The organism is Methylobacterium terricola (assembly GCF_006151805.1).
GTDB classification, from domain to species: domain Bacteria; phylum Pseudomonadota; class Alphaproteobacteria; order Rhizobiales; family Beijerinckiaceae; genus Methylobacterium; species Methylobacterium terricola.
Window position 1 is genome coordinate 85,845 of sequence record NZ_VDDA01000006.1, and the last position, 20,845, is coordinate 106,689.

Genomic DNA, 20,845 nt, shown 5'->3' on the forward strand with positions numbered 1-20,845 from the left:
CGCGGAACGCCGGCGATCGGCGCGGAACGCCGGCGCGCGCGAGGCCCGCCGGCGCCGACCGGGCGCCCGCGGGCCGGGCAGGATCCCACCAGCCGACAATTCGCGGGCAATTCGGGGATCGAAAGCCGAACGCGCTTGCGTATGACCAGGTTTTGGCTATTTGCTGTGCACAATGACGACTGACCATTATTTGAGCGCAGGGGCGCCGGGGGCCGGGCCGGCAGCGCTGCCAAGAGAGCCGATCCCGAGCGGATCGCCGCTCGCCGGGGCAGGGCCGGCGCACGGGGCGCTGCGCGTGCGCGGGGCGCTGCTCGCGCCGCTTTCGGGCGTCACCGACCTGCACATGCGCCGCATCGCCCGCCGGCTCGGCGCCACCGCGACGGTGTCCGAGATGGTGGCGGCGGAGGATTTCGCCCGCGGCACCGAGGAGGCCCGCCTCCGGGCCGAGGGGGAGGGCGTGCTGCCCCACATCGTCCAGCTCGCCGGCTGCGACCCGCGCTGGATGGCGGAAGGCGCGCGCCTCGCCGCGGCGAACGGCGCCGACGTGATCGACGTCAACATGGGCTGCCCGGCCAAGGCCGTGACCGGCGGCCAGGCCGGCTCGGCCCTGATGCGCGACCTCGACCACGCCGAGCGCCTGCTCGCCGCGGTGCGCGAGGCGGTGTCGGTGCCGGTGACCGTCAAGATGCGGCTCGGCTGGGACGACGCCAGCCGCAACGCCCCGGACCTCGCCCGGCGGGCCGAACGGCTCGGCTACGCCGCCGTCACGGTGCACGGCCGCACGCGGCAGCAATTCTATACCGGCCGCGCCGACTGGGCGGCGATCCGCGCCGTGCGCGAGGCGGTGGCGATCCCGGTCGTCGCCAACGGCGACGTCGGCAGCCTCGACGATGCCCGGGCCTGCCTGGCGGCCTCCGGCGCCGACGCGGTGATGATCGGGCGGGCGGCGGTCGGCCGGCCCTGGCTCGTCGCGGCGGTCGCGGCCGGGCTCGCCGGCGAGGCGATGACCGAGCCGGACGCCGCCGCCAGGGCCGCGCTCGCCGCCGAGCATTACGACGGGCTGCTCGCGCTCTACGGCACCCGGATGGGCGTGCGCCACGCCCGCAAGCATCTCGCGGCCTATGCCGACCAGGCCGGCGGGCTCACCCCGCCCGAACGGACCCGGCTGGTCACCACCACCGACCCCGACGAGGCCGCGCGGCTGCTGCGGCGCGCCTTCGAGGGCTCGCCGGCACGGCCTGAGCAGCAGGCCGCACGGCCCGCATCGCGGGCCGCATGAGGATGAGCGATGCGCCAGCCCCCCCTGCCGCCCGCACCCGGAAGGCGTCGTTCATGAGCGGCCCGACGAGCGAGATGATCATCAACGCCCTGCCGCTGCCCGTCCTGACCATCGGTCCCGACGAGCGGATCCTGCAGGTCAACATGGCGGCGGAGCACTTCTTCGACTATTCGCGCCGGATGATGCAGCGCCAGCGCCTGCGCGACATCATCCCGTTCTCCTCGCCGATCATCGCCCTCGTCAACGAGGTGCGGCGGCGGCGCGCCAGCGTCAGCGAGTACCGGGTCGAGCTCGCCTCGCCGCGCACCGGCGTCGAGCGCAGCGTCGACGTGTTCGCGACCCATCTCGACGACGACCTCGTGGTGCTGATGCTCCAGGAGCGCACCATCGCCGACAAGATGAACCGCCAGCTCACCCATCGCGGCGCGGCCCGCTCGATGGTGGCGCTCGGCGCCATGCTCGCCCACGAGATCAAGAACCCGCTCGCCGGCATCCGCGGCGCGGCCCAGCTCCTCGAGCAGTCCGGCACCGAGGACGACCGGCTGCTGACCCGGCTGATCTGCGACGAATCCGACCGGATCGTGCGCATCGTCGAGCGGATGGAACTGTTCGGCGACGAGCGCCCGGTCGAGCGAGGGCCGGTCAACGTCCACGGCGTCCTCGACCAGGTGAAGCGCTCGGCCCAGTCGGGCTTCGCCCGCCACATCCGCTTCGTCGAGAACTACGACCCCTCGCTGCCGCCGGTGCTCGGCAACCGCGACCAGCTGATCCAGGTCATCCTGAATCTCGTCAAGAACGCCGCCGAGGCGATCGGCGCCGACGCGGTCGACGGCGAGATCATCCTGTCGACCGCCTTCCGCACGGGCTTGCGCCTCCAGGTGCCGGGCTCGCGCGAGCGGGTGAGCCTGCCGATCGAGGTCGCGGTCCGCGACAACGGCCCGGGCGTCTCGGCCGAGCTCCTGCCGGACCTGTTCGACCCCTTCGTCACCACCAAGGCGCAAGGGAGCGGCCTCGGCCTCGCGCTGGTGGCCAAGATCGTCGGCGACCATGGCGGCATCGTCGAGTGCGATCCCGCCCCCCGCCGCACCACCTTCCGCGTCCTCCTGCCGATGTCGCATGCCCGCGACGGGCGCGAATCCTCCGTCGAGACCGAGTGAGCGCCATGCCGAACGGACACATCATCGTGGCGGACGACGACGCCGCCATCCGCACCGTGCTCAACCAGGCCCTGTCGCGCGCCGGCTACGAGGTGCGCTCGACCGGCAACGCCGCCACCCTGTGGCGCTGGGTGGCGCAAGGCGAGGGCGACCTCGTCATCACCGACGTGGTGATGCCCGACGAGAACGCCTTCGACCTCCTGCCCCGCATCAAGCGGGTGCGGCCGGACCTGCCGATCATCGTGATGAGCGCGCAGAACACCTTCATGACGGCGATCCGCGCCTCCGAGCGCGGCGCCTACGAGTACCTGCCGAAGCCCTTCGACCTGAAGGAGCTGACCGCGATCGTCGGCCGCGCCCTGTCGCGCCCGCGCGGCAGCGCGGCGCCGGGCGCCGCGCCCGAGAACGAGGACATCCCGCTGGTCGGCCGCTCGCCGGCGATGCAGGAGATCTACCGCTCGCTCGCCCGCCTGATGCCGACCGACCTCACGGTGATGATCACCGGCGAATCCGGCACCGGCAAGGAGCTGGTGGCCCGGGCGCTGCACGATTACGGCCGGCGCCGCTCGGGGCCGTTCGTGCCGGTCAACATGGCGGCGATCCCCCGCGACCTGATCGAATCCGAGCTGTTCGGCCACGAGAAGGGCGCCTTCACCGGCGCCACCGCACGGTCGGCCGGCCGCTTCGAGCAGGCCGAGGGCGGCACCCTGTTCCTCGACGAGATCGGCGACATGCCGATGGAGGCCCAGACCCGGCTCCTGCGCGTCCTCCAGCAAGGCGAGTACACCACGGTCGGCGGCCGCGTGCCGATCAAGACCAACGTCCGCATCATCGCGGCGACCAACAAGGACCTCCGGGTCTCGATCCAGCAGGGCATCTTCCGCGAGGACCTGTTCTTCCGCCTCAACGTGGTGCCGCTGCGCCTGCCGGCCCTGCGCGAGCGCTCCGAGGACGTGCCGGACCTGGTGCGCCACTTCTTCGTGCTGGTCGAGCGCGAGGGCCTGACGCGCAAGCAGCTCGACGGCGACGCGATGGAGAAGCTCAAGCGCTACCGCTGGCCCGGCAACGTGCGCGAGCTCGAGAACCTGGTGCGGCGCCTGGCGGCGCTCTACCCGCAGGAGACGATCACCGGGCCGGTGATCGAGGCCGAGCTCGACACCCTGCCGCTCGCCGCGCCCGCGCAGGGCGGGACGGCGCGCAAGGGGGGCGGGGAATCGGAGGGCCTATCGGCGGCGGTGGAGCGGCATCTGTCGGAGTACTTCTCCGGCTACCGGGACACCCTGCCGCCGCCCGGCCTCTATCACCGCGTCCTGCGCGAGATCGAGGGGCCGCTGATCGGCGCGGCGCTCGCGGCGACCCGGGGCAACCAGATCCGCGCCGCCGAATTGCTCGGGGTGAACCGCAACACCCTGCGCAAGAAGGTGCGCGACCTCGATCTCCAAGTCTTCCGGACGCCCCGCTGACTTCCGGACGCCGCGCTGACGGCGCGGCGGGGTCGGGCCGGTGGACAACCGGCCCGACCCCGCGCGGCATTCCGACGCATCCACGGCCCCGCTTCCTGCTTCGCGCTTGCCTGTTGGGATAATCTGGCAAGATTGGGAGTGGAGCCGGGTTTGCCTGGTCCGCTTTTGGCCTGACCGGAGTCGCGGGCGAGCGGTGCGCCGCTCCACGGTCCCGCGCCGCGTCCTGGCTCGTGTTCGACCTTGCACCGCCTGATCAGGACGTCCGGTCCGTCTCGACGGCTGGAAAGGAAGCCTTTCCTGTCGCGCCGAATCATGACGCAAAGTCAAGGATACGGCGATCGCCGCCTCAATACTCTACGTTAGCTCATGAAGACAGCGGATGGCCGTGAGCAGAAGCGGGCATGACCGCGCATCCGGCGGCAGCGTACGGTCTCGACCGATCAACACGCGGTGCGGCGGCTGGCGAATGCAGGCCTGGATTGGACCTCTGCGTACCGGCCGGAGCGGCGAAAACGTATTAATCCGCTGGTTTTACCTGTTATTAAGTGAGGGCCGAACAAGCGCGCGGCGCCCGGTCGACGCGTCTCGCCGGCCCGCCGCGGATCCGCGCGCGACTTCGCCATTCCACGGCAAACCGCTGATCGACAATGGTTTTCCCGATCCGATCCCTGACCCGGATCCCCCGCGCTCATCCTCCCGCCGCCCGACCGACCGATCTCCGGTCGCCGCACCGGACGGTATGGTTGACCCTACGGAAATACGCTGCACTAAAGCAGATCCATCTCTCATGTTGATCGAGACACCTTGCAGTTGACGGAGACTGGCGTAACATCCATCACCTCGGACGGGGGCCCGCACTTCTCGAGGACCGCAATGAGTTCAGCTGACCACGTCGAAACGCCTCAGATGATCGGCCTGGTGTCCGATATTGTATCGGCCTACGTGTCGAACAACAGCGTGCCGGTGGGCGAGCTGTCGAGCCTGATCCGCAGCGTCCACGAGGCGGTGGCCCGGCTCGGCACGGCCGCGCCGGCGGAGCCCGAGCGGCTGGTCCCGCCGGTGCCGATCAAGAAGACCGTCTCGCCCGACTACCTGATCAGCCTGGAGGACGGGCGCCGGTACCGGACGCTGAAGCGCCATCTTGCCGGCCGCGGCCTCACCCCCGAGCAGTATCGCCAGAAATGGGGCCTGCCGCCGGACTACCCGATGGTCGCCGCCAACTACGCCGCCCAGCGTTCCGAGCTCGCCAAGAGCATCGGCCTCGGCCAGAAGCCGGTGGTCCGCCGCCCGCGCTCGACCCAGGCCGCCTGATCCCGGGCTCGCCCTCCCGGCGCGAGCCCGCCTCGGATGACCTCCGCACGGGCCTGATCCCCCGCGGCCGCGATTGCCGCCGCGGCGGCATCCGTATTAATTTCGCCACACTGTAGTGGCCTTGCACCACGGATGCTGTTCACACGACGCCCCCGGGCTTCGGCGCCCCCTGCCGGCGCGGCCGGTCCCACCCCCGGGCCGGTCGAGGCCCCGCCCAGGCTGGTCCAGACCCCGTCCAGGCCGGCTCACGACGCCGCCCCGCGGGGTCCGGGCTGGTTCGGGGCGCTCGCGGTCATCGTCGCCCTGGCCCTGGCGCTCGCCACCTTCCTGATCCTGGTCGGCGCCACCGCGATCGCGCCGACCCACACCGTGGTGGTGACGCTGCTGCTCAGCAACGTCGCCCTGGTGCTGCTGCTCGTCGTGGTGATCGCCTGGGAGGCGCGGGTCTTCCTGCGGGCGCGGCGCACCAACGCGGCGGCCGCGCGGCTGCACACCCGCATCGTCGGCCTGTTCAGCCTGATCGCGACCCTGCCGACGGTGCTGCTCGCCGTGGTGGCGTCGATCACGCTCGAGCGCGGCCTGTCGCCCTGGTTCTCGGACCGGATGCGCAACGTCGTGCTGATGTCGGTCGACGTCGCCGACGCCTACCTGACGAACCAGTGCCAGAGCCTCGCCCGCGAGGCCCGCATCCTCTCCGACGACCTGACCCGGGCGCGGCCGGCCTTCGACGTCGAGCGCGTCTGGTTCGAGAGCTTCATGACGGCGCGGGCCGCCTCGCTCGGCCTGCCGATCGCCCGGATCATGCGTTCGCCGACCGAGACCGTGGCACGGGCCAATATCGACATCCTCAAGGACCCGCCGCTGCCCTCGGCCAGCGACTTCGAGGAGGCGGCGAAATCCGCCGACGCCACCTGCCTGCTGCCGCGGGAGGGCCGGGTCTTCGGCACGCTGATGCGGCTGCCGGCCTACGACGACGCCTTCCTGCTGGTCGAGCGCGAGGTGACGCGGCTCGCGGTCGAGTTCCCGGGGGTGTCGCGGGCCGCCGCGACCGAGTTCCTGACCATCGATGCCGGGCGGCGCAGCGTGCAGATCGCCTTCGCGACGATGTTCGCGCTGATCGCCCTGATCGCGCTGCTCTCGGCGGTGTGGTTCGGGCTCAACTTCGCCAACCGGTTCGTGGTGCCGATCCGCCGGCTGATCAACGCCGCCGACCAGGTCGCGTCCGGCAACTACTACGCCCAGGTGCCGTTCCGGAAGACCGAGGGCGACCTGCAGCATCTCGGCGAGAGCTTCAACAAGATGACGCAGGAGCTCAGCCGCCAGCGCACCACCCTGATCGAGCAGAGCGAGCAGATCGACAGCCGCCGCCGCTTCACCGAGGCGGTGCTGGCCGGGGTGCCGGCCGGCGTGATCGGCGTCGACGGGCGCGGCATCATCACCATCGCCAACCCCTCCGTCGAGCGGATGCTCGGGCGCTCCGTCGCCGACCTCGTCGGCGAGCCGCTGGAGGCGGTGATGCCGGAGCTCGGCGGCCTGCCGGGCGATGCCCGCGCCCGCCCGACCCAGCAGCAGATCCAGATCGCCCGCAACGGCCGCGAGCGCACCATCGACGTGCGGATGACGAGCGAGCAGTCGCAGGACGGCGACCGCGGCTACGTCGTCACCCTCGACGACATCACCGACCTGGTGACGGCGCAGCGCACCTCGGCCTGGGCCGACGTCGCCCGCCGCATCGCCCACGAGATCAAGAACCCGCTGACCCCGATCCAGCTCTCGGCGGAGCGCATCCGGCGCAAGTACGGGCGCGTCATCACCGCCGACAAGGAGATCTTCGAGCAGTGCGTCGCCACGATCGTGCGCCAGGTCGACGACATCAAGCGGATGGTGGACGAGTTCTCGTCCTTCGCCCGGATGCCGAAGCCGGCCATCGCCCGCAACGACCTGACCGAGATCGTGAAGCAGAACCTGTTCATGATGCGGGTGGCCCATCCCGACGTGACCTTCACGCTGGAGGAGGGCGCGAGCCGCATCAGCGCCGCCTTCGACACGCGGCTCCTGTCGCAGGCGATCACCAACATCCTCAAGAACGCCGTCGAGGCGGTGCAGGCGGTGCCCGAGGACGTGCGGGGCGAGAGCCTGGTCGCGGTGCGCCTCTACGAGGAGGGCGAGGCGGCGGTGATCGAGATCACCGATACCGGCAAGGGATTCCCGCAGGAAGGGCGCCAGCGGCTGCTCGAACCCTATATGACCACCCGCGAGGGGGGCACGGGCCTCGGATTGGCGATCGTGAGCAAGGTCTTGGAAGAGCACGGCGGCGGCATCGAGCTGAACGACAACCCGCGCGGGCGTGGCGGGCAGGTGCGCATGCGGGTCCTCAGGGAGGTGCGGCGCGACGAGCCGCCGGCCCGGCCGGCGCGGCCGGCCGAGGCCGCGCGGACGTCCCCGGAGACCGCCGCGTGACGCGCAAGGTCCCGTCCGCCGGGGGCCGCCGGGAGCGCCGGACCTCGCACAGCCCCATTCCACACAGCCGAATTCGATACAGCAGCGGGTGCGGAGCCTCCGGGACCGCCATCCGCGCCGCGGGGAGGCCCTGAGCCATGAGCGCCGACATTCTGATCGTCGATGACGAGGCCGACATCCGCGAGCTCGTCGCCGGCATCCTCGACGACGAGGGCCACCGCACCCGCACCGCCGGCTCCTCCGACGAGGCGCTGGCGGCGATCGAGGCGCGCCGCCCCCACCTCGTCTTCCTCGACATCTGGCTCCAGGGCTCGCGCCTCGACGGGCTGCAGGTGCTCGACGTGATCAAGGCCCAGGCCCCGGACCTGCCGGTGGTGATGATCTCGGGCCACGGCAACATCGAGACCGCGGTCTCGGCGATCAAGGCGGGCGCCTACGACTTCATCGAGAAGCCGTTCAAGGCCGACCGGCTGATCCTGGTGGCCGAGCGGGCGCTGGAGGCCTCGCGCCTCAAGCGCGAGGTGCGCGACCTCAAGGCGCGCTCCGGCCAGGCGAGCCGCATCGTCGGCGCCTCCGTCGCGGCCAACCAGCTGCGCCAGACCGTCGAGCGGGTGGCGCCGACCAACGCCCGGGTGATGATCGCGGGCGCGCCGGGCTCGGGCAAGGAATTGTCGGCCCGCACCATCCACGCCGCCTCGTCGCGGGCCAACGGCCCCTTCGTGGTGATCAACGCCGCCACGATCACCCCGGAGACGATGGAGGCCGAGCTGTTCGGGGTCGAGGCCCAGGACGGCAAGCCGCGGCGCGTGGGCGCGCTCGAGGAGGCCCATGGCGGCAGCCTCTACATCGACGAGGTCGCGGACATGCCGCGCGAGACCCAGAACCGCATCCTGCGGGTCCTCGTCGACCAGAACTTCCAGCGCGTCGGCGGCACGACGCGGGTCCATGTCGACGTGCGGATCATCTCGTCGTCGTCGCGCGACCTCGCCGAGGAGATCGCCGGCGGCCGCTTCCGCGAGGACCTGTTCCACCGCCTCAGCGTGGTGCCGATCCGCATTCCCTCGCTCGCCGAGCGGCGCGAGGACGTGCCGGAGCTGATCGCATTCTTCATGGAACAGATCTCGGCCGCCACCGGCCTGCCGCAACGGCGCATCGCCGCCGACGCGATGGCGGTGCTGCAATCGCACGACTGGCCCGGCAACGTCCGCCAGCTGCGCAACAACGTCGAGCGGCTGATGATCCTGACGCAAGGGGATCCCGAGACCGAGGTCACCACCGAGATGCTGCCGAGCGAGGTCGGGGCGCTCGTGCCGACCACCCCGAGCGGCGCCGGCGGCGAGAAGCTGATGAGCCTGGCGCTCCGCGAGGCGCGCGAGATCTTCGAGCGCGAGTACCTGGTGGCGCAGATCGCCCGGTTCTCCGGCAACATCTCCCGCACCGCCGAGTTCATCGGCATGGAACGCTCGGCCCTGCACCGGAAGCTCAAGTCCCTCGGCATCGGCGCCTGACGACGGCCGGGTCCCGGGACCCGCTTTTGTGAGTGTCAAGCTCCCGTCGTTCTGCTAAGGCATCCTGTGGCCGGAACGCGACAGGATCGCGGGCACGGCCGGACGCGGCAGGATCGCGGCCCGGGGGATCTCCCCTGCGGCCAGTCTGCACTTGCGTCCGGACGAGCTTCACCGTGTAATGGGACGGCCGGATCCCGGGGCGGCGCGCCGCGCCTCCCGCAAAACGACAACACGGACCGACCCGTCGACAGGACTGGCAGCGGGTTCAAAGGACAAGAAGAATGGCGGGCGAACGCGCTCAGAATCTGCAGGACACCTTCCTCAACCACGTTCGCAAGAACAAGATCCCGCTGACGATCTTCCTGGTCAACGGCGTGAAGTTGCAGGGTGTCGTGACCTGGTTCGACAACTTCTGCGTGCTGCTGCGGCGCGACGGCCACTCGCAGCTGGTCTACAAGCACGCGATCTCGACCATCATGCCGGGCCACCCCGTGCAGCTGTTCGAGCAGGGCGAGGAGGGGGCCGAGAAGGCCTGATCCCGTCCGGAGGGACCGATGCGCGACGCGGCCCCCCGGGTCCCGTTCGCGCCCCCATGCCAGTGTCCAGGCCGCGCGACGCGGCCTGTTTTTTGCCGGTTTGCCTTTTGACAGGGTCGCCGTCGAATCCCGGGCCGCGGATGCGCCCCGACGCTTGATTATCTTACGCCTCCATCCAACCTCTGTCCGATGGACTCCCGACCGATTCCGGGGGCAGCCGGAGAGACGATGGAACCGCGGACCCCAGGCGAGATCCGCCTGCAGCGCCAGGCCGAGCCGGAAGCCGCGATCGCGGCCGAGACCCGCACGCTGGTGATCGGCCCCTACCCGACGAAGCGCGACGCCCACGGCGAGCCGCGTCCGCCGCTCGCCCGGCTCGACGAGGCGGTGGGCCTCGCCGCCGCGATCGAGCTCGACGTCGCCGACAAGCTCCTCGTCACCGTCCAGCAGATCCGGCCCTCGACCTTCCTCGGCAAGGGCCGGGTGGAGGAGATCGCCGGGCGCATCGAGGCCGACGGCATCCGCCTCGTGGTCATGGATTGCGCGCTCTCGCCGGTGCAGCAGCGCAACCTGGAGAAGGCCTGGGGCGTCAAGGTCATCGACCGCACCGGCCTGATCCTGGAGATCTTCGGGCGGCGCGCCTCGACCCGCGAGGGCACGCTGCAGGTCGAGCACGCGCATCTCGCCTACCAGCGCAGCCGGCTGGTGCGGTCCTGGACCCACCTCGAGCGCCAGCGCGGCGGCTTCGGCTTCCTCGGTGGCCCGGGCGAGACCCAGATCGAGGCCGACCGGCGGATGATCCAGGAGCGGATGACCCGGATCGAGCGCGAGCTCGAGACCGTCACCCGCACCCGCGGCCTGCACCGCCGCTCCCGGCGCCGGGTGCCGTACCCGATCGTCGCGCTCGTCGGCTACACCAATGCCGGCAAGTCGACCCTGTTCAACCGCCTGACCCGGGCCGAGGTGCTGGCGGAGAACATGCTGTTCGCGACCCTCGATCCGACCGCCCGGGCGATCAAGCTGCCGCACGGCGAGACCGCGATCCTGTCCGACACCGTCGGCTTCATCTCCGACCTGCCGACCATGCTGATCGCCGCCTTCCGGGCGACGCTCGAGGACGTGATCGAGGCCGACATCCTGCTCCACGTCCGCGACATCGCCCACGAGGATGCGGAGGCGCAGGGCGCCGACGTGGCGCAGGTGCTGGCCGAGCTCGGCATCGAGCCCGACGCCGACCGGATCATCGAGGTCTGGAACAAGGCCGACCTCCTCGACGAGGCGGAGCGCGAGCGCCTGCTCAACCTGAGCCGGCCGAACGGCAAGGAAGGGCCGAAGCCCGTCCTGCTCTCGGCGCTGACCGGCGAGGGCATCGACCGGCTGATGAGCCGGATCGAGGCCCGGATCGCGGCGGCCCGCACGAGCTTCGCGGTGATCCTGGAGCCGGCGCAAGGCGCCGAGCTGCACTGGCTCTACGAGAATGCCGAGGTGCTCGACCGCCGCGAGGATGCCGAGGGTGCCCTGCACCTCGTCGTCCGGGTGGCGCCGGAGAAGGAGCCGCGCTTCCTCAACCGGTTCGGCGCGGCGCGGCGGTTGCGGGGGGGCGGGTGAGGTCCGTTCACCGGAGCTTGCGGAATTCTTCGCCTCGGGTAACCTCACGCCATGACAGCGGACATGGTCTTCCTGATGCGGCGGCAAGAGCCGCGGTCGAGGTTTCAGGACCTCGACAGCGTCACGATCAACGTCGCCGTCATCACGGATGACGGCGACCAGATCGCCGCGGGCTCCGAGGGTACGATCGTAGGAATCTGGCGCGGTGGCGCAGCCTACGAAGTCGAGTTCGCAGAGCCACCTGGTGCCTTGGCTACGATCGATCCGGGCGACCTTACGCTCGTCGCCCGAGCTCCGATCTGAGGTGGCGGATTGGCCGTCGGAGTGGCTGATAGAGCCACGTAAGATCACACATTACCTCCTGAACTAAACTCATCGAGCGGGCGGTCCCAAGGCTCTGTTCTTCGCTCGCTTCGGCTTCTCTCTTGAAAATCCCAACGAACTCGCCTTCGCCCTCTTGGAACATTCGATCGCAAGCCACCTTGTGCGCGACGCGAACTCGGATTCGTGCGACCGCAAACTGGTTTTCGAACGGCCGATTCAAGCGCCTGATGGCCGAATACCACGCGTGAGAACGATTTGGTCGGTCGAGTCGAGCAGTCATGCTCGCTTCATTACGGCTATCCCGCCCACGAGGGGTTGATCGGAGACCGACCCAAATAGAGGAGCGATCCTTTCTCCAAGGTCTCGAATTTTCTCTGCCGAATTGAATGACGGATCGATGCAGAAAATGCAGCAAAATAGAGATTGAGATCGTCGCCATATTGCAACTCAATCGCATGATGACCCGGGCCTGAGTCATACCCATGCCGATCCACCGTCTCGCCATCTCCGGCTACCGCAGCTTACGCGACATCATCCTCGGCCTCGACCGGCTGACCGTGGTCACGGGGGCGAATGGCAGCGGCAAGTCGAGCCTCTACCGCGCCTTGCGCCTCCTCGCCGAGGTCGCGCAGGGGCGGGCGATCCCGTCGCTCGCGCAGGAGGGCGGCTTCTCCTCGGCCCTGTGGGCCGGGCCTGAGACATTCGGGCGCCGGGTCCTCGACGGCACGCACCGGGTCGAAGGGACCGTGCGGCGCCACCCCGTCGAGCTGAAGCTCGGCTTCTCCGACGACGATTACGGCTACGCCATCGCGCTCGGCCTGCCGTCGGCGTCCCGGGAGGAGACGGTCTTCGCCCACGACCCCGAGATCAAGGCCGAGAGCGTCTGGACCGGGCCGATCGTCGGCCGGGCCAACATCTTCGCCGAGCGGCGCGGGCCGCTGGTGCGGCTGCGCGACCAATCCGGCGCCTGGCGCGAGGCCCTTCGCGATCTCGCCCCGTTCGACAGCCTGATGACCCACGGCGCCGATCCCCGCGACGCCCTCGACGTGCTCGCGTTGCGCGAGCGGATGCGGGCCTGGCGCTTCTACGATCACTTCCGCACCGACCGCGACGCCCCGGCCCGCCGGCCGCAGATCGGCACCCGCACGCCGGTGCTCGCGGCCGACGGCGCCGACGTCGCGGCGGCGATCCAGACCATCCGGGAGATCGGCGACCGCGACGCCCTCGACGCGACCATCGCCGCGGCGTTCCCGGGCGCAACCCTGTCGGTGGCGGCGAGCGACGGCCAGTTCTCGCTCGAGCTGCGTCAGCACGGGCTGCTGCGCCCCTTGCGCGGGCCGGAGCTCTCGGACGGAACCCTGCGCTACATCCTGCTCGCGGCAGCACTTCTGTCGCCGCGCCCGCCCGACCTGATGGTGCTCAACGAGCCCGAGACCAGCCTGCACGCCGACCTGCTGGCACCCCTCGCCGGGCTGATCGCGCGGGCGGCGCAAGCCACGCAGGTCGTGGTGGTGTCGCACGCCGCCGCGCTCGTCGCGGGCCTGGAGCAGGAGGGCGCCGCCCGCATCACCCTCGACAAGCGCCTCGGCGAGACCCTGGCGCCGGACCACGACCCGCCATCCTGGGTCTGGCCGAAGCGGTAGCTCATGCCGCCGCGAAACGGCGCCCGTGCAGATGCGCGACGAGCCGGCGCCGGACCAGGAGCAGGCCGCCGGAGATCGTCAGACAATACACGCCCATCCCGGTCACGATCCCGGAAAAGGGCACCCCGGCATCGATCATCAGGCCCGACAGGCCGGGGCCGAGCGCCGTGCCCAGCACCATGATCGCCACGATGGCGCCGCGGATCGCCCCGAGATGGCGGGTGCCGTAGACCTCCGGCCAGAGGGCGCCGAACAGGGTCAGCGAGATCCCGTCGGTGACGCCGTAGAGCAGCATGAAGGCGAAGGCGGCCCATGGGGCGCCGACCCCGCCGAGGATCAGGCAGGCGAGCCCGAACGGCACCAGGTAGAACGGCAGCAGGGCCAGGGCCGAGAACCGGTCGACGAGGCGGCCGGCCACGAGCAGGAAGACCAGGGTCGCGGCCGCGTAGGGCGGGAAGGCGGCGGCCAGCATCGCGGGCGGCCAGCCCCGGCTCTCGGCGAGATGCACCTGGTGGAAGACAATCGTGTTGCTGATGAAGGAGGGCGGCAGCATCGCCAGCAGCAACCCGTAGAGATACGGGTCGGCGAGGGCCTGGGCGCGGGTCGCCCCCTCGGCCGGGCCGGAGCGGGCCGTCTCCACCGGCACCCGCTCGCGCCGCACGAGGTGGCGGGCGAGGGGGAGCGCCCCGACGATCAGAATCGCCGCGATCGCCAGCCAGGCGCCGCGCCACCCGAAGAGGGCGGCGGCGGCGACGAAGCCGAGGGGCAGGCAGGCCTGGCCGGCATTGAGCCCGGTGGCGGCGAGCGACACCGCCCGGCCGCGCTCCGCCGCGAACCAGCGCCCGATGAGCGTGTAGGCGGTCTGCAGCATCAGCCCCTGGCCGGCGAGGCGGAGCAGGAACAGGCTCGGTGCCAGCACCAGGAGGTTCGGCGAAAGCCCGAGGCCGGCGGCGCCCGCCGCGAGGAGGAGAGCGGCGAGGCTCACCACCCGGGAGGCCGGCCAGCGGTCGAGGAGCCCGCCGAGCCCCGCGAGCGCCACCGCCGAGGCCAGGGTGACGCCGGCATAGAGCGTCCCGAACGCCCCGTCGGACAGCCCGAACTCCCGCCGGATCGCCCCACCCGACAGGGCGACCACGACGGTCTGGCCGAAGCAGGAGCAGAACAGCAGCAGGAACCCGGCCGCGAGCCAGCGCAGGTTGTCCTTGAGGAAGGCGGTCATCGACTGGGGGTAGTGGAGGAGCGTGGGTCGACAATGGCGGTGAGCGGACCACCGCCGCAACGCGAATTGTCGCCGTCGGCTTCGATCGAAGGGCATTGCCACGAGCGGGCAACACCAACCTCTTCCGGACCTCTTAGTATCATGCTATGATACCAAAAACGACGGCCGAGAATTCATCGTGATCCGCAGCTTTGCCGATGACCGAACCGAGAAGCTATGGGAGGGCGGCGGCTCTGGTATCATTGCCGGCATGGACAACAGGTGTCCGGCGACGTCGGGACCGACCTTTGGGTGACAAGAAGGCGGACCTCTCACTGAGCGCTGCTGCAGCTTCGGATTGTTCACCGTCGTGAGCGCGTCAAGGCTGGCGCTGCGCGCCATCGCGCTCTGCGCGACAAGGCCTTGACCCGCCCCCGCCAGTGAACGGGCATGAGGCAGATGGTCGATGCGAAGCATCGATCATCTGATCAAAACAACGTGCACGTGTGCCTCTTGTTATCGCCAGGGGGCCGTATCCGGGTGTCGCCTGACAGCAGGTGGAGGTGCGCCATGACCCAGGTGGATGATCTGAGCCGTTCCTTCGTTCCGTTTGACCAGAACCGAACCCTCGTGGCTGTGCTTGAGATGAGCCAGTCGAGATGGCTGGCGGCGGCGGTCGTTCCTGGGATCAGCCAGCGACCGCTCAAGAAGCTGGAGCCGGATCCAGTCGCGTTGCTGGGTTGGCTCGGCAAATGGCGCGAGAAGGCAGGAGCATCGGGCCAATTCGTGGATCGCGTGGTGCTGGTTTATGAGGCTGGACGCGACGGGTTCTGGCTGGCCCGCTGGCTGAAAGCACACGGTGTTGAGGCCTTCGTCGTCCATTCGACGAGCGTAGCGGTCTCACGCGAGCATCGCAGGGCCAAGACAGACCGGCTCGATACCGAGATGCTGATCCGGGTGTTCCTTGGCTGGCTGCGCGGTGAGCCACGGCATTGCAAGATGGTCGCTGTGCCGACGGTTGAGGAAGAGGATGCTAAACGCCCCAGCCGTGAGCGCGAAAACCTCGTCGGCGAGCAAACGCGAATCATCAACCGCATGAAGGCAGCCCTCATTCGCCTCGGCCTTCGCTCCTTCAAGCCCGACCGCACCAAGGCGTCAGCCCAGCTCGAAGAGCTGAGAACGCCCGAGGGCATATTGGTCCCGCCGAACATGTTGGCGGAGCTGAAGCGGGATATGGCTCGGTTGGCCTGGGTTCGCGAGCAGATCGCAGCGATCGAGAAGAGCCGTCTCGAGCGTCTGGAACAGACCCCAGCAGACGAGGCACAAGCAAAGGTGCAACTCCTGACACGGATCGTCGGGATGGGGGTGGAAACGGCGGACATGCTCGTGCGCGAGGTTCTCTGTAGGAACCTTCGAGATCGCCGAGCCGTGGCTCGCTACGCGGGTGTAACGGGCTCGCCTGACGAGAGCGGGACCAAGCGCCGGGAGCGAGGCTTGGCGAAGGCCGGAAACGCAAGAGTTCGCCGCGGTCTGATGCAGTTCGCTTGGCGGTTCCTCCGGTTCCAGCCGGAGAGCGCATTAGCGACTTGGTACCGTGAGCGCACGGAAGGTGGGGGCAAGCGCAAAACGACGATGATCGTGGCGCTGGCGCGCAAACTACTCATCGCCCTCTGGCGACTGGTGATGAGCGGTGAGGTTCCGCAGGGTGTGCAGTTGCGCCCCATTGCAGCCTGACGCCTGGCGTCACCCGACTTCGACGGCTGCCGCGACGCGCGCGGGCCGCCGATCACGATCCGAGGTGGCGGTGACCCGAACACAGCCATGGCGACCCTGCCGAACCGAGAATGGGCCCGCCGCCTCGGAGCCACGCCGCCGAAGCGAATGACTGCTTCATGGTCTGGGTTCAGGATGACCCGACCGAATACAAGGTTGCGGCGCGGACTGCGCCCGGGCGAAGGCTCCCCTCGGATCGTACTATCGTGACTGAAAGGTGGATCCAAATGCAATAAAGGACCTTGACTGAGAGCAGCCCATACAAGGCTGTGTTCAACGATCAGCAACCCAAGGGATTGCCGACCGGCATCCTGAAAGTCGCCCGTCGCAAGTTGCGCTATCTTCACAGCGCGACCTCACTCGACGCCTTGAAGGTCCCGCCGGACAACAGGTTGCATCCGCTTCTGAACGATCAATCCGGGCAGCACGCCATCTGGATCAACGATCAGTGGCGCATCTGCTTCCGCTGGACGAGCCAGGGACCCGAAGACGTCGAGATCACGGACTATCAATGAAGCAAACATTCCATCGCAGGCATGGGTATAGACCCGGCCTCAGAGGGGACCGCCCCATGGCGATCGAACTGGAAACCGAAGATCTGCTTCCGCCGCTCCATCCCGGGGAGGTGCTGCGCGAGGACTTCATGGTGCCGCTCGGGCTCACGGCCTATGCCGTTGCCAAGGCCTGCGGCGTGCCGCGCACCCGGATCGAGCGGATCGTGCGGGAGGAGACGCCGGTCACGGCCGATACCGCGCTCCGTCTCGGGCGCTATTTCGGCATGGACCCGCAGATCTGGATCAACCTCCAGGGCGATCACGACCTCCGCTGCGCGCAGAGGCGGATCGGCGCGGAGGTCGACCGCATCCGGCCCCTGCCGCGGAAGGCTGCCTGAAGGCGCGCGGCGCGGGCCCTCCCCGAGCCGCGCGCCCGCTCCTCACTGCGAGCGGCGCCCGAACGAGATCGCGTAGGCCTGGACCCGGGCATCGATCAGCGGGTCGTCCGAGACCTCGACGCCGTCCGGCAGGTTGTTGGGCATGAACAGCAGGGTCTTCTCGACGGCCTGGCTGTCGGGCACCGCCTGGGTCAGGGTCAGGGTGCCGAGATCGACGAAGCGGCGGTCCTCCGGCCAGGGGATCGTCGAATCCTTGGTCGTGTCGCCCGGCTGGGCGATCTGCGCCTCGACCCGGAACGCCACCGGGCCCTGGGCCAGCCGCGCCGGCATCTCCTCGACGAGATAGTTCGGGCCCTTGGCCTTGGCGTCGTCGGCGCTCAGGATCTCCTCGCCGGCCAGCGGCACGAAGCGGTAGCGGAACGCGTTGCGCTTGCCGATGGCGTCGACCAGCACGAAGGCGTTGACGCCGTGATAGACTTGGCGGCCGAAGCTCGACGGGGTCTTGGCGGTGGCGAGCGCCTTCGGGGCGTTCGGGTGCGCCGCCATGAACTGCTCGACGGGGGTCGGCTTCGCGGCGTCGGGGCCGCTCCGGGTGATGGCCACCAGGAGATCGCGGAACTCCTCGCCGGTCGCGACGGGGAAGAACTTCAGCGAGTTGGCGACGATGTCCATCTCGGTGCCGTCGGCGGGCTTGAACTTGATCGACAGGCCGTGCGGGTTGGCCTCGGGCGCGCCGTCCGGGATCTGCGGCAGGCCGGTCGCGTCGGAGAAGCGCACGGTCACCGGCACGGCGGGGCCGGCGAACACGCCCGCCTTGCTCAGGGTCCTGGCGTCCTTCGACGGGGTGAAGCTGCCCTCCACCACCACGCCCTTGGCGTGGTTCGCGCGCTGGCCCGGATGGTCGCCGAAGATCTTGGTCATCGCCGCGATGGTCTGCTCGGCCGTGGTCGAGGCGTCCTGAGCCGGGGCGGTCTGGGCGAAGGCGGCTTGGGCGAAGGCGGCCTGCGCGGCGAGCGTCAGCGCCGCGCCGATGAGCGTGCGCCGGAGGAGGGAGTGGGTCATGGTCGGTGGTCCCTTCACAGGGCCGAGTCGGCCCGGCGCGAGATGACCCGACCATTCGATTGTGCGCAAGCGAATGCCGATCAAAAATTCGTCAAATTCCAGGCTGGGTGCGGATTAAAGCCGCTTGTGCATGAAGGTGCAGGCCTCCGGCACGCCCCTCGGCGAGCAGGCATAGTCCGGCACCACGCCGGTGACGGCGTAGCCGGGCGAGCGGTACAAGGCCTCGCCGGCATCGTCGGAGCGGGTGTCGAGGATCAGGAGCGAGCGCCCGTCCGCCGCGGCGATCGCCTCGGCCTTCAGCATCAGCGCCCGGCCGAGGCCGCGGCGGCGCGCGTCCGGATGGACCAGCACCTTGGTGATCTCGGCCCGGTGGCGGCCGTTCGGCGGGCCGGCGAGGCCGACCTGGGTGCTGCCGACGATGCGCCCGTCGTCACGGGCCACCAGCAGCCGGCGCGCGCCGCTCTGCAGGGCCGGCAGCCCGTCGCGCCAGAACGCCTCGGCCTCGGGGAGGGCGAAGGGCAGCACGAAGCCGATGCTCGCCCCGTCGAGGACGCAGGCGTGGAGCAGGGCGGCGAGGTCGGGCAGGGCGGCCTCGGCCGCGGCGGGGGAGAGGATCTCGATCGATGTCATGACGGGGTCTCTCACGGCCGGCAGATCGCGATGAGGTAGCGGGCCTCCGGGCCCGGGCAGGTGAAGCGCGAGGCGCCGGCGAGCTGGTAGCGCAGGCAATCCCCCGGCGAGAGGGCGTGGGTCACGCCGTCGAGAGCGAGGTCGAGCCGGCCCTCCAGCAGCCAGAGGTGATGCTCGAGGCCGCCGACCGGCGGCGCCTCGTAGGCGATGGTCGCCCCCTCCGGCAGGGTGCCGAGGACGAGCTCGGCGGAGAACCCCCGGGCCGGGGGCGAGACGCCCCGGCGGCGAAAGCCCGTCTCGGGATCGACCCAGACGGCCTGCTCGGCGTGGCGCACCACCTGGGCCGGATCGGCCTCGACCTCGGCCAGCAGCCGCGACATCGGCCGGCCATAGACGGTGCAGAGCCGGCCGAGCAGCGAGGCGGTCGGGCTGGTCTCAGCCCGCTCCAGCCGCGACAGGGTCGCCCGGCTGATGCCGCTGCTCGCCGCGAGCGCGTCGAGGGACAGGCCGTGCTCCTGGCGCAGGGAGGCGAGCCGCGCGGCGAGGCGCAGGTCGGTGTCGGAGGCCGAGGCCTCGGGCAGGGGATCGGGCATGGATGCGGGTGCGGGACCATCTCTCATAAAAGAGAAAATCTCTCACACGAGAGCGACGGTCAAGCCCGTCCGTCGTCGTCACTCTCTTGATATGAGGGCCGTCAGCGCTCCCGCCTTTTCACCGCGATCCAGGCCTCCTCCATGGCGGCCAGTCCGGCCTCCGGCAGCGTGCGGCCGTCCCTCGTCACCTCGTCTTCCATGGCGGCGAAGCGGCGCTGGAATTTGAGGTTGGCCCGCCGCAAGGCCTCTTCCGGATCGACGCCGGCGTGGCGGGCGAGGTTGGCGACCGAGAACAGCAGGTCGCCGATCTCCTCGGCCACCGCGTCCGGGCCTTCCCCGGCCAGCGCCTGCGCGACCTCGTCGGTCTCCTCGCGCACCTTGGCGATGACCTCGGCGGCATCCGGCCAGTCGAAACCGACGGCTGCCGCCTTGCGCGAGATCTTCTCCGCCCGGGCGAGGGCGGGGAGCGCCAGGGGTACGCCGGCGAGCGTCCCGTCCGGCCGCGCGCGGCCGGAGGTCGTGTCGCGCTCCGCCTTGGCGGCACGCTCCTCCGCCTTGATCGCCGCCCATTGCGCGTTCACCGCCTCCTGATCGAGACCGCGGACCGCGCCGAAGATGTGGGGGTGGCGGCGCACCATCTTGTCGGCGATCGCGGTCGCCACGTCGTCGAAGGTGAAGGCGCCGGCCTCCTCGGCGATCCGGGCCTGGAACACGACCTGGAACAGGAGGTCGCCGAGCTCGTCGCGCAGCTCCTCCGGGTCGCCGCCCTCGACCGCGTCGGCGACCTCGTAGGCCTCCTCGATCGTGTAGGGGACGATGCTGGCCGGGGTCTGGGCCAGGTCCCAGGGACAGCCGCCCTCCGGGTCGCGCAAGCGCGCCATGATCCCGAGAAGCCGCGCGATCGGGGGGGTGCTCATGTCGGGCCATCCGTCCGCGCCGCGTCCGGCGGCGCCTCCACCCCGCTCATAGGCGCCGCCGGGACTTCGGTGAAGCGCCACGAGGGGCAGGGCAGGGGACTGAGTTTATTGGCATATTCCGTAAATTCCTTTCTTCTGAAGATTGTATCCAATCGGTGCCGGAGCTGGTCTGGATCGTTCTTCAAAACGAACACTCTCTCGGGCCTATAGGTGACTTATCAGTCATGGATTCTCAGAGAGTCAGTTATGTGGATTATATGGAGGGGCGAATCCCCCTGCTCCTTCAACGGTTTGCAGGGTGGTCGCGCATACGGATCTGCGTGGATCGGCATCGGACTCTGCGTGGAGGCGCATCGGACTCTGCGGGGATTCCGGGGGTTCGCGCATCGAATTCGGCGTGGCCGTGCATCGGATTCGGCGTCGGGCGCCAGCCAAGCCCTCGGAATCCAGCCGGTTTCGATCCGCCCCGGCGTATCGGACTCTGCGCGGGG

Annotated in this window: 18 protein-coding genes and 1 pseudogene; 14 read left to right on the forward strand and 5 right to left on the reverse strand. The window is 69.9% G+C overall.

Translation table 11 applies throughout. The features are described from left to right. The first annotated feature begins 172 nt into the window (after positions 1-172). The 11 genes and pseudogenes from dusB (at position 173) to FF100_RS16035 (ending at position 13,289) form a co-directional block, all read left to right on the forward strand. Positions 173-1,279, forward strand: a complete 1,107-nt coding sequence (dusB, locus tag FF100_RS15990; RefSeq protein ID WP_139036686.1) for a tRNA dihydrouridine synthase DusB — start codon at positions 173-175, stop codon at positions 1,277-1,279. After that, complete coding sequence (locus tag FF100_RS15995) at positions 1,276-2,436, forward strand: two-component system sensor histidine kinase NtrB (protein ID WP_425463316.1); 1,161 nt, start codon at positions 1,276-1,278, stop codon at positions 2,434-2,436. The genes dusB and FF100_RS15995 overlap by 4 nt, the downstream gene beginning before the upstream one ends. A gap of 5 nt (positions 2,437-2,441) precedes the next feature. After that, positions 2,442-3,899 (forward strand): nitrogen regulation protein NR(I), encoded by a 1,458-nt coding sequence (ntrC, locus tag FF100_RS16000; RefSeq protein WP_139036688.1) that lies wholly within the window; start codon positions 2,442-2,444, stop codon positions 3,897-3,899. A gap of 873 nt (positions 3,900-4,772) precedes the next feature. Then, positions 4,773-5,210, forward strand: a complete 438-nt coding sequence (locus FF100_RS16005) for a Ros/MucR family transcriptional regulator (RefSeq protein WP_139036689.1) — start codon at positions 4,773-4,775, stop codon at positions 5,208-5,210. A 132-nt stretch (positions 5,211-5,342) separates the two neighbouring features. Continuing rightward, on the forward strand, positions 5,343-7,670 hold the full coding sequence (locus tag FF100_RS16010; RefSeq protein WP_139036690.1) for a sensor histidine kinase NtrY-like: 2,328 nt from the start codon (positions 5,343-5,345) through the stop codon (positions 7,668-7,670). A gap of 137 nt (positions 7,671-7,807) precedes the next feature. Continuing rightward, on the forward strand, positions 7,808-9,178 hold the full coding sequence (gene ntrX / locus FF100_RS16015; RefSeq protein WP_139036691.1) for a nitrogen assimilation response regulator NtrX: 1,371 nt from the start codon (positions 7,808-7,810) through the stop codon (positions 9,176-9,178). Positions 9,179-9,459: 281 nt separating this feature from the next. Next, entirely contained in the window at positions 9,460-9,714 is a 255-nt protein-coding gene (gene hfq, locus FF100_RS16020) for an RNA chaperone Hfq (protein ID WP_048429571.1), read from the forward strand. A 228-nt stretch (positions 9,715-9,942) separates the two neighbouring features. Further along, on the forward strand, positions 9,943-11,322 hold the full coding sequence (gene hflX, locus FF100_RS16025; RefSeq protein ID WP_246102113.1) for a GTPase HflX: 1,380 nt from the start codon (positions 9,943-9,945) through the stop codon (positions 11,320-11,322). A gap of 63 nt (positions 11,323-11,385) precedes the next feature. Continuing rightward, on the forward strand, positions 11,386-11,625 hold the full coding sequence (locus tag FF100_RS16030) for a DUF4926 domain-containing protein (RefSeq protein ID WP_246102114.1): 240 nt from the start codon (positions 11,386-11,388) through the stop codon (positions 11,623-11,625). A gap of 79 nt (positions 11,626-11,704) precedes the next feature. Next, positions 11,705-11,965: pseudogene (locus FF100_RS38635) on the forward strand (DUF6883 domain-containing protein); the annotation flags it as partial. Between the two features lie 163 nt (positions 11,966-12,128). Then, a complete protein-coding gene (locus FF100_RS16035; RefSeq protein WP_139036694.1) occupies positions 12,129-13,289 on the forward strand; it encodes an AAA family ATPase in 1,161 nt (386 codons plus the stop codon). Between the two features lies 1 nt (position 13,290). Here FF100_RS16035 and FF100_RS16040 read toward each other — a convergent pair whose 3' ends face one another. Then, positions 13,291-14,508, reverse strand: a complete 1,218-nt coding sequence (locus FF100_RS16040; RefSeq protein WP_139036695.1) for an MFS transporter — start codon at positions 14,506-14,508, stop codon at positions 13,291-13,293. Positions 14,509-15,057: 549 nt separating this feature from the next. On the opposite strand from FF100_RS16040, the gene FF100_RS16045 reads away from it, so the two are divergent. The 3 genes from FF100_RS16045 to FF100_RS16055 all read left to right on the forward strand — a co-directional run bounded on the left by FF100_RS16045 (position 15,058) and on the right by FF100_RS16055 (position 17,152). After that, positions 15,058-16,221 (forward strand): IS110 family RNA-guided transposase, encoded by a 1,164-nt coding sequence (locus tag FF100_RS16045; protein ID WP_139036696.1) that lies wholly within the window; start codon positions 15,058-15,060, stop codon positions 16,219-16,221. Between the two features lie 281 nt (positions 16,222-16,502). Beyond that, positions 16,503-16,775, forward strand: coding sequence for a type II toxin-antitoxin system RelE/ParE family toxin (locus FF100_RS16050; RefSeq protein ID WP_139036697.1), 273 nt, complete (start codon positions 16,503-16,505; stop codon positions 16,773-16,775). A gap of 56 nt (positions 16,776-16,831) precedes the next feature. Beyond that, positions 16,832-17,152, forward strand: a complete 321-nt coding sequence (locus tag FF100_RS16055) for a HigA family addiction module antitoxin (RefSeq protein WP_139036698.1) — start codon at positions 16,832-16,834, stop codon at positions 17,150-17,152. Positions 17,153-17,194: 42 nt separating this feature from the next. Here the strand turns inward: FF100_RS16055 and FF100_RS16060 are convergent, their stop codons facing one another. From FF100_RS16060 to mazG, 4 genes are all read right to left on the reverse strand, one after another. Continuing rightward, positions 17,195-18,214: a catalase family peroxidase gene (locus tag FF100_RS16060; protein WP_139036699.1), complete on the reverse strand. Its 1,020-nt coding sequence runs from the start codon at positions 18,212-18,214 to the stop codon at positions 17,195-17,197. Positions 18,215-18,328: 114 nt separating this feature from the next. Continuing rightward, a complete protein-coding gene (locus tag FF100_RS16065; protein WP_139036700.1) occupies positions 18,329-18,844 on the reverse strand; it encodes a GNAT family N-acetyltransferase in 516 nt (171 codons plus the stop codon). Positions 18,845-18,855: 11 nt separating this feature from the next. Next, complete coding sequence (locus tag FF100_RS16070; RefSeq protein WP_205824915.1) at positions 18,856-19,437, reverse strand: helix-turn-helix domain-containing protein; 582 nt, start codon at positions 19,435-19,437, stop codon at positions 18,856-18,858. Positions 19,438-19,538: 101 nt separating this feature from the next. After that, complete coding sequence (mazG, locus tag FF100_RS16075; RefSeq protein ID WP_139036702.1) at positions 19,539-20,354, reverse strand: nucleoside triphosphate pyrophosphohydrolase; 816 nt, start codon at positions 20,352-20,354, stop codon at positions 19,539-19,541. Positions 20,355-20,845 lie beyond the last annotated feature (491 nt).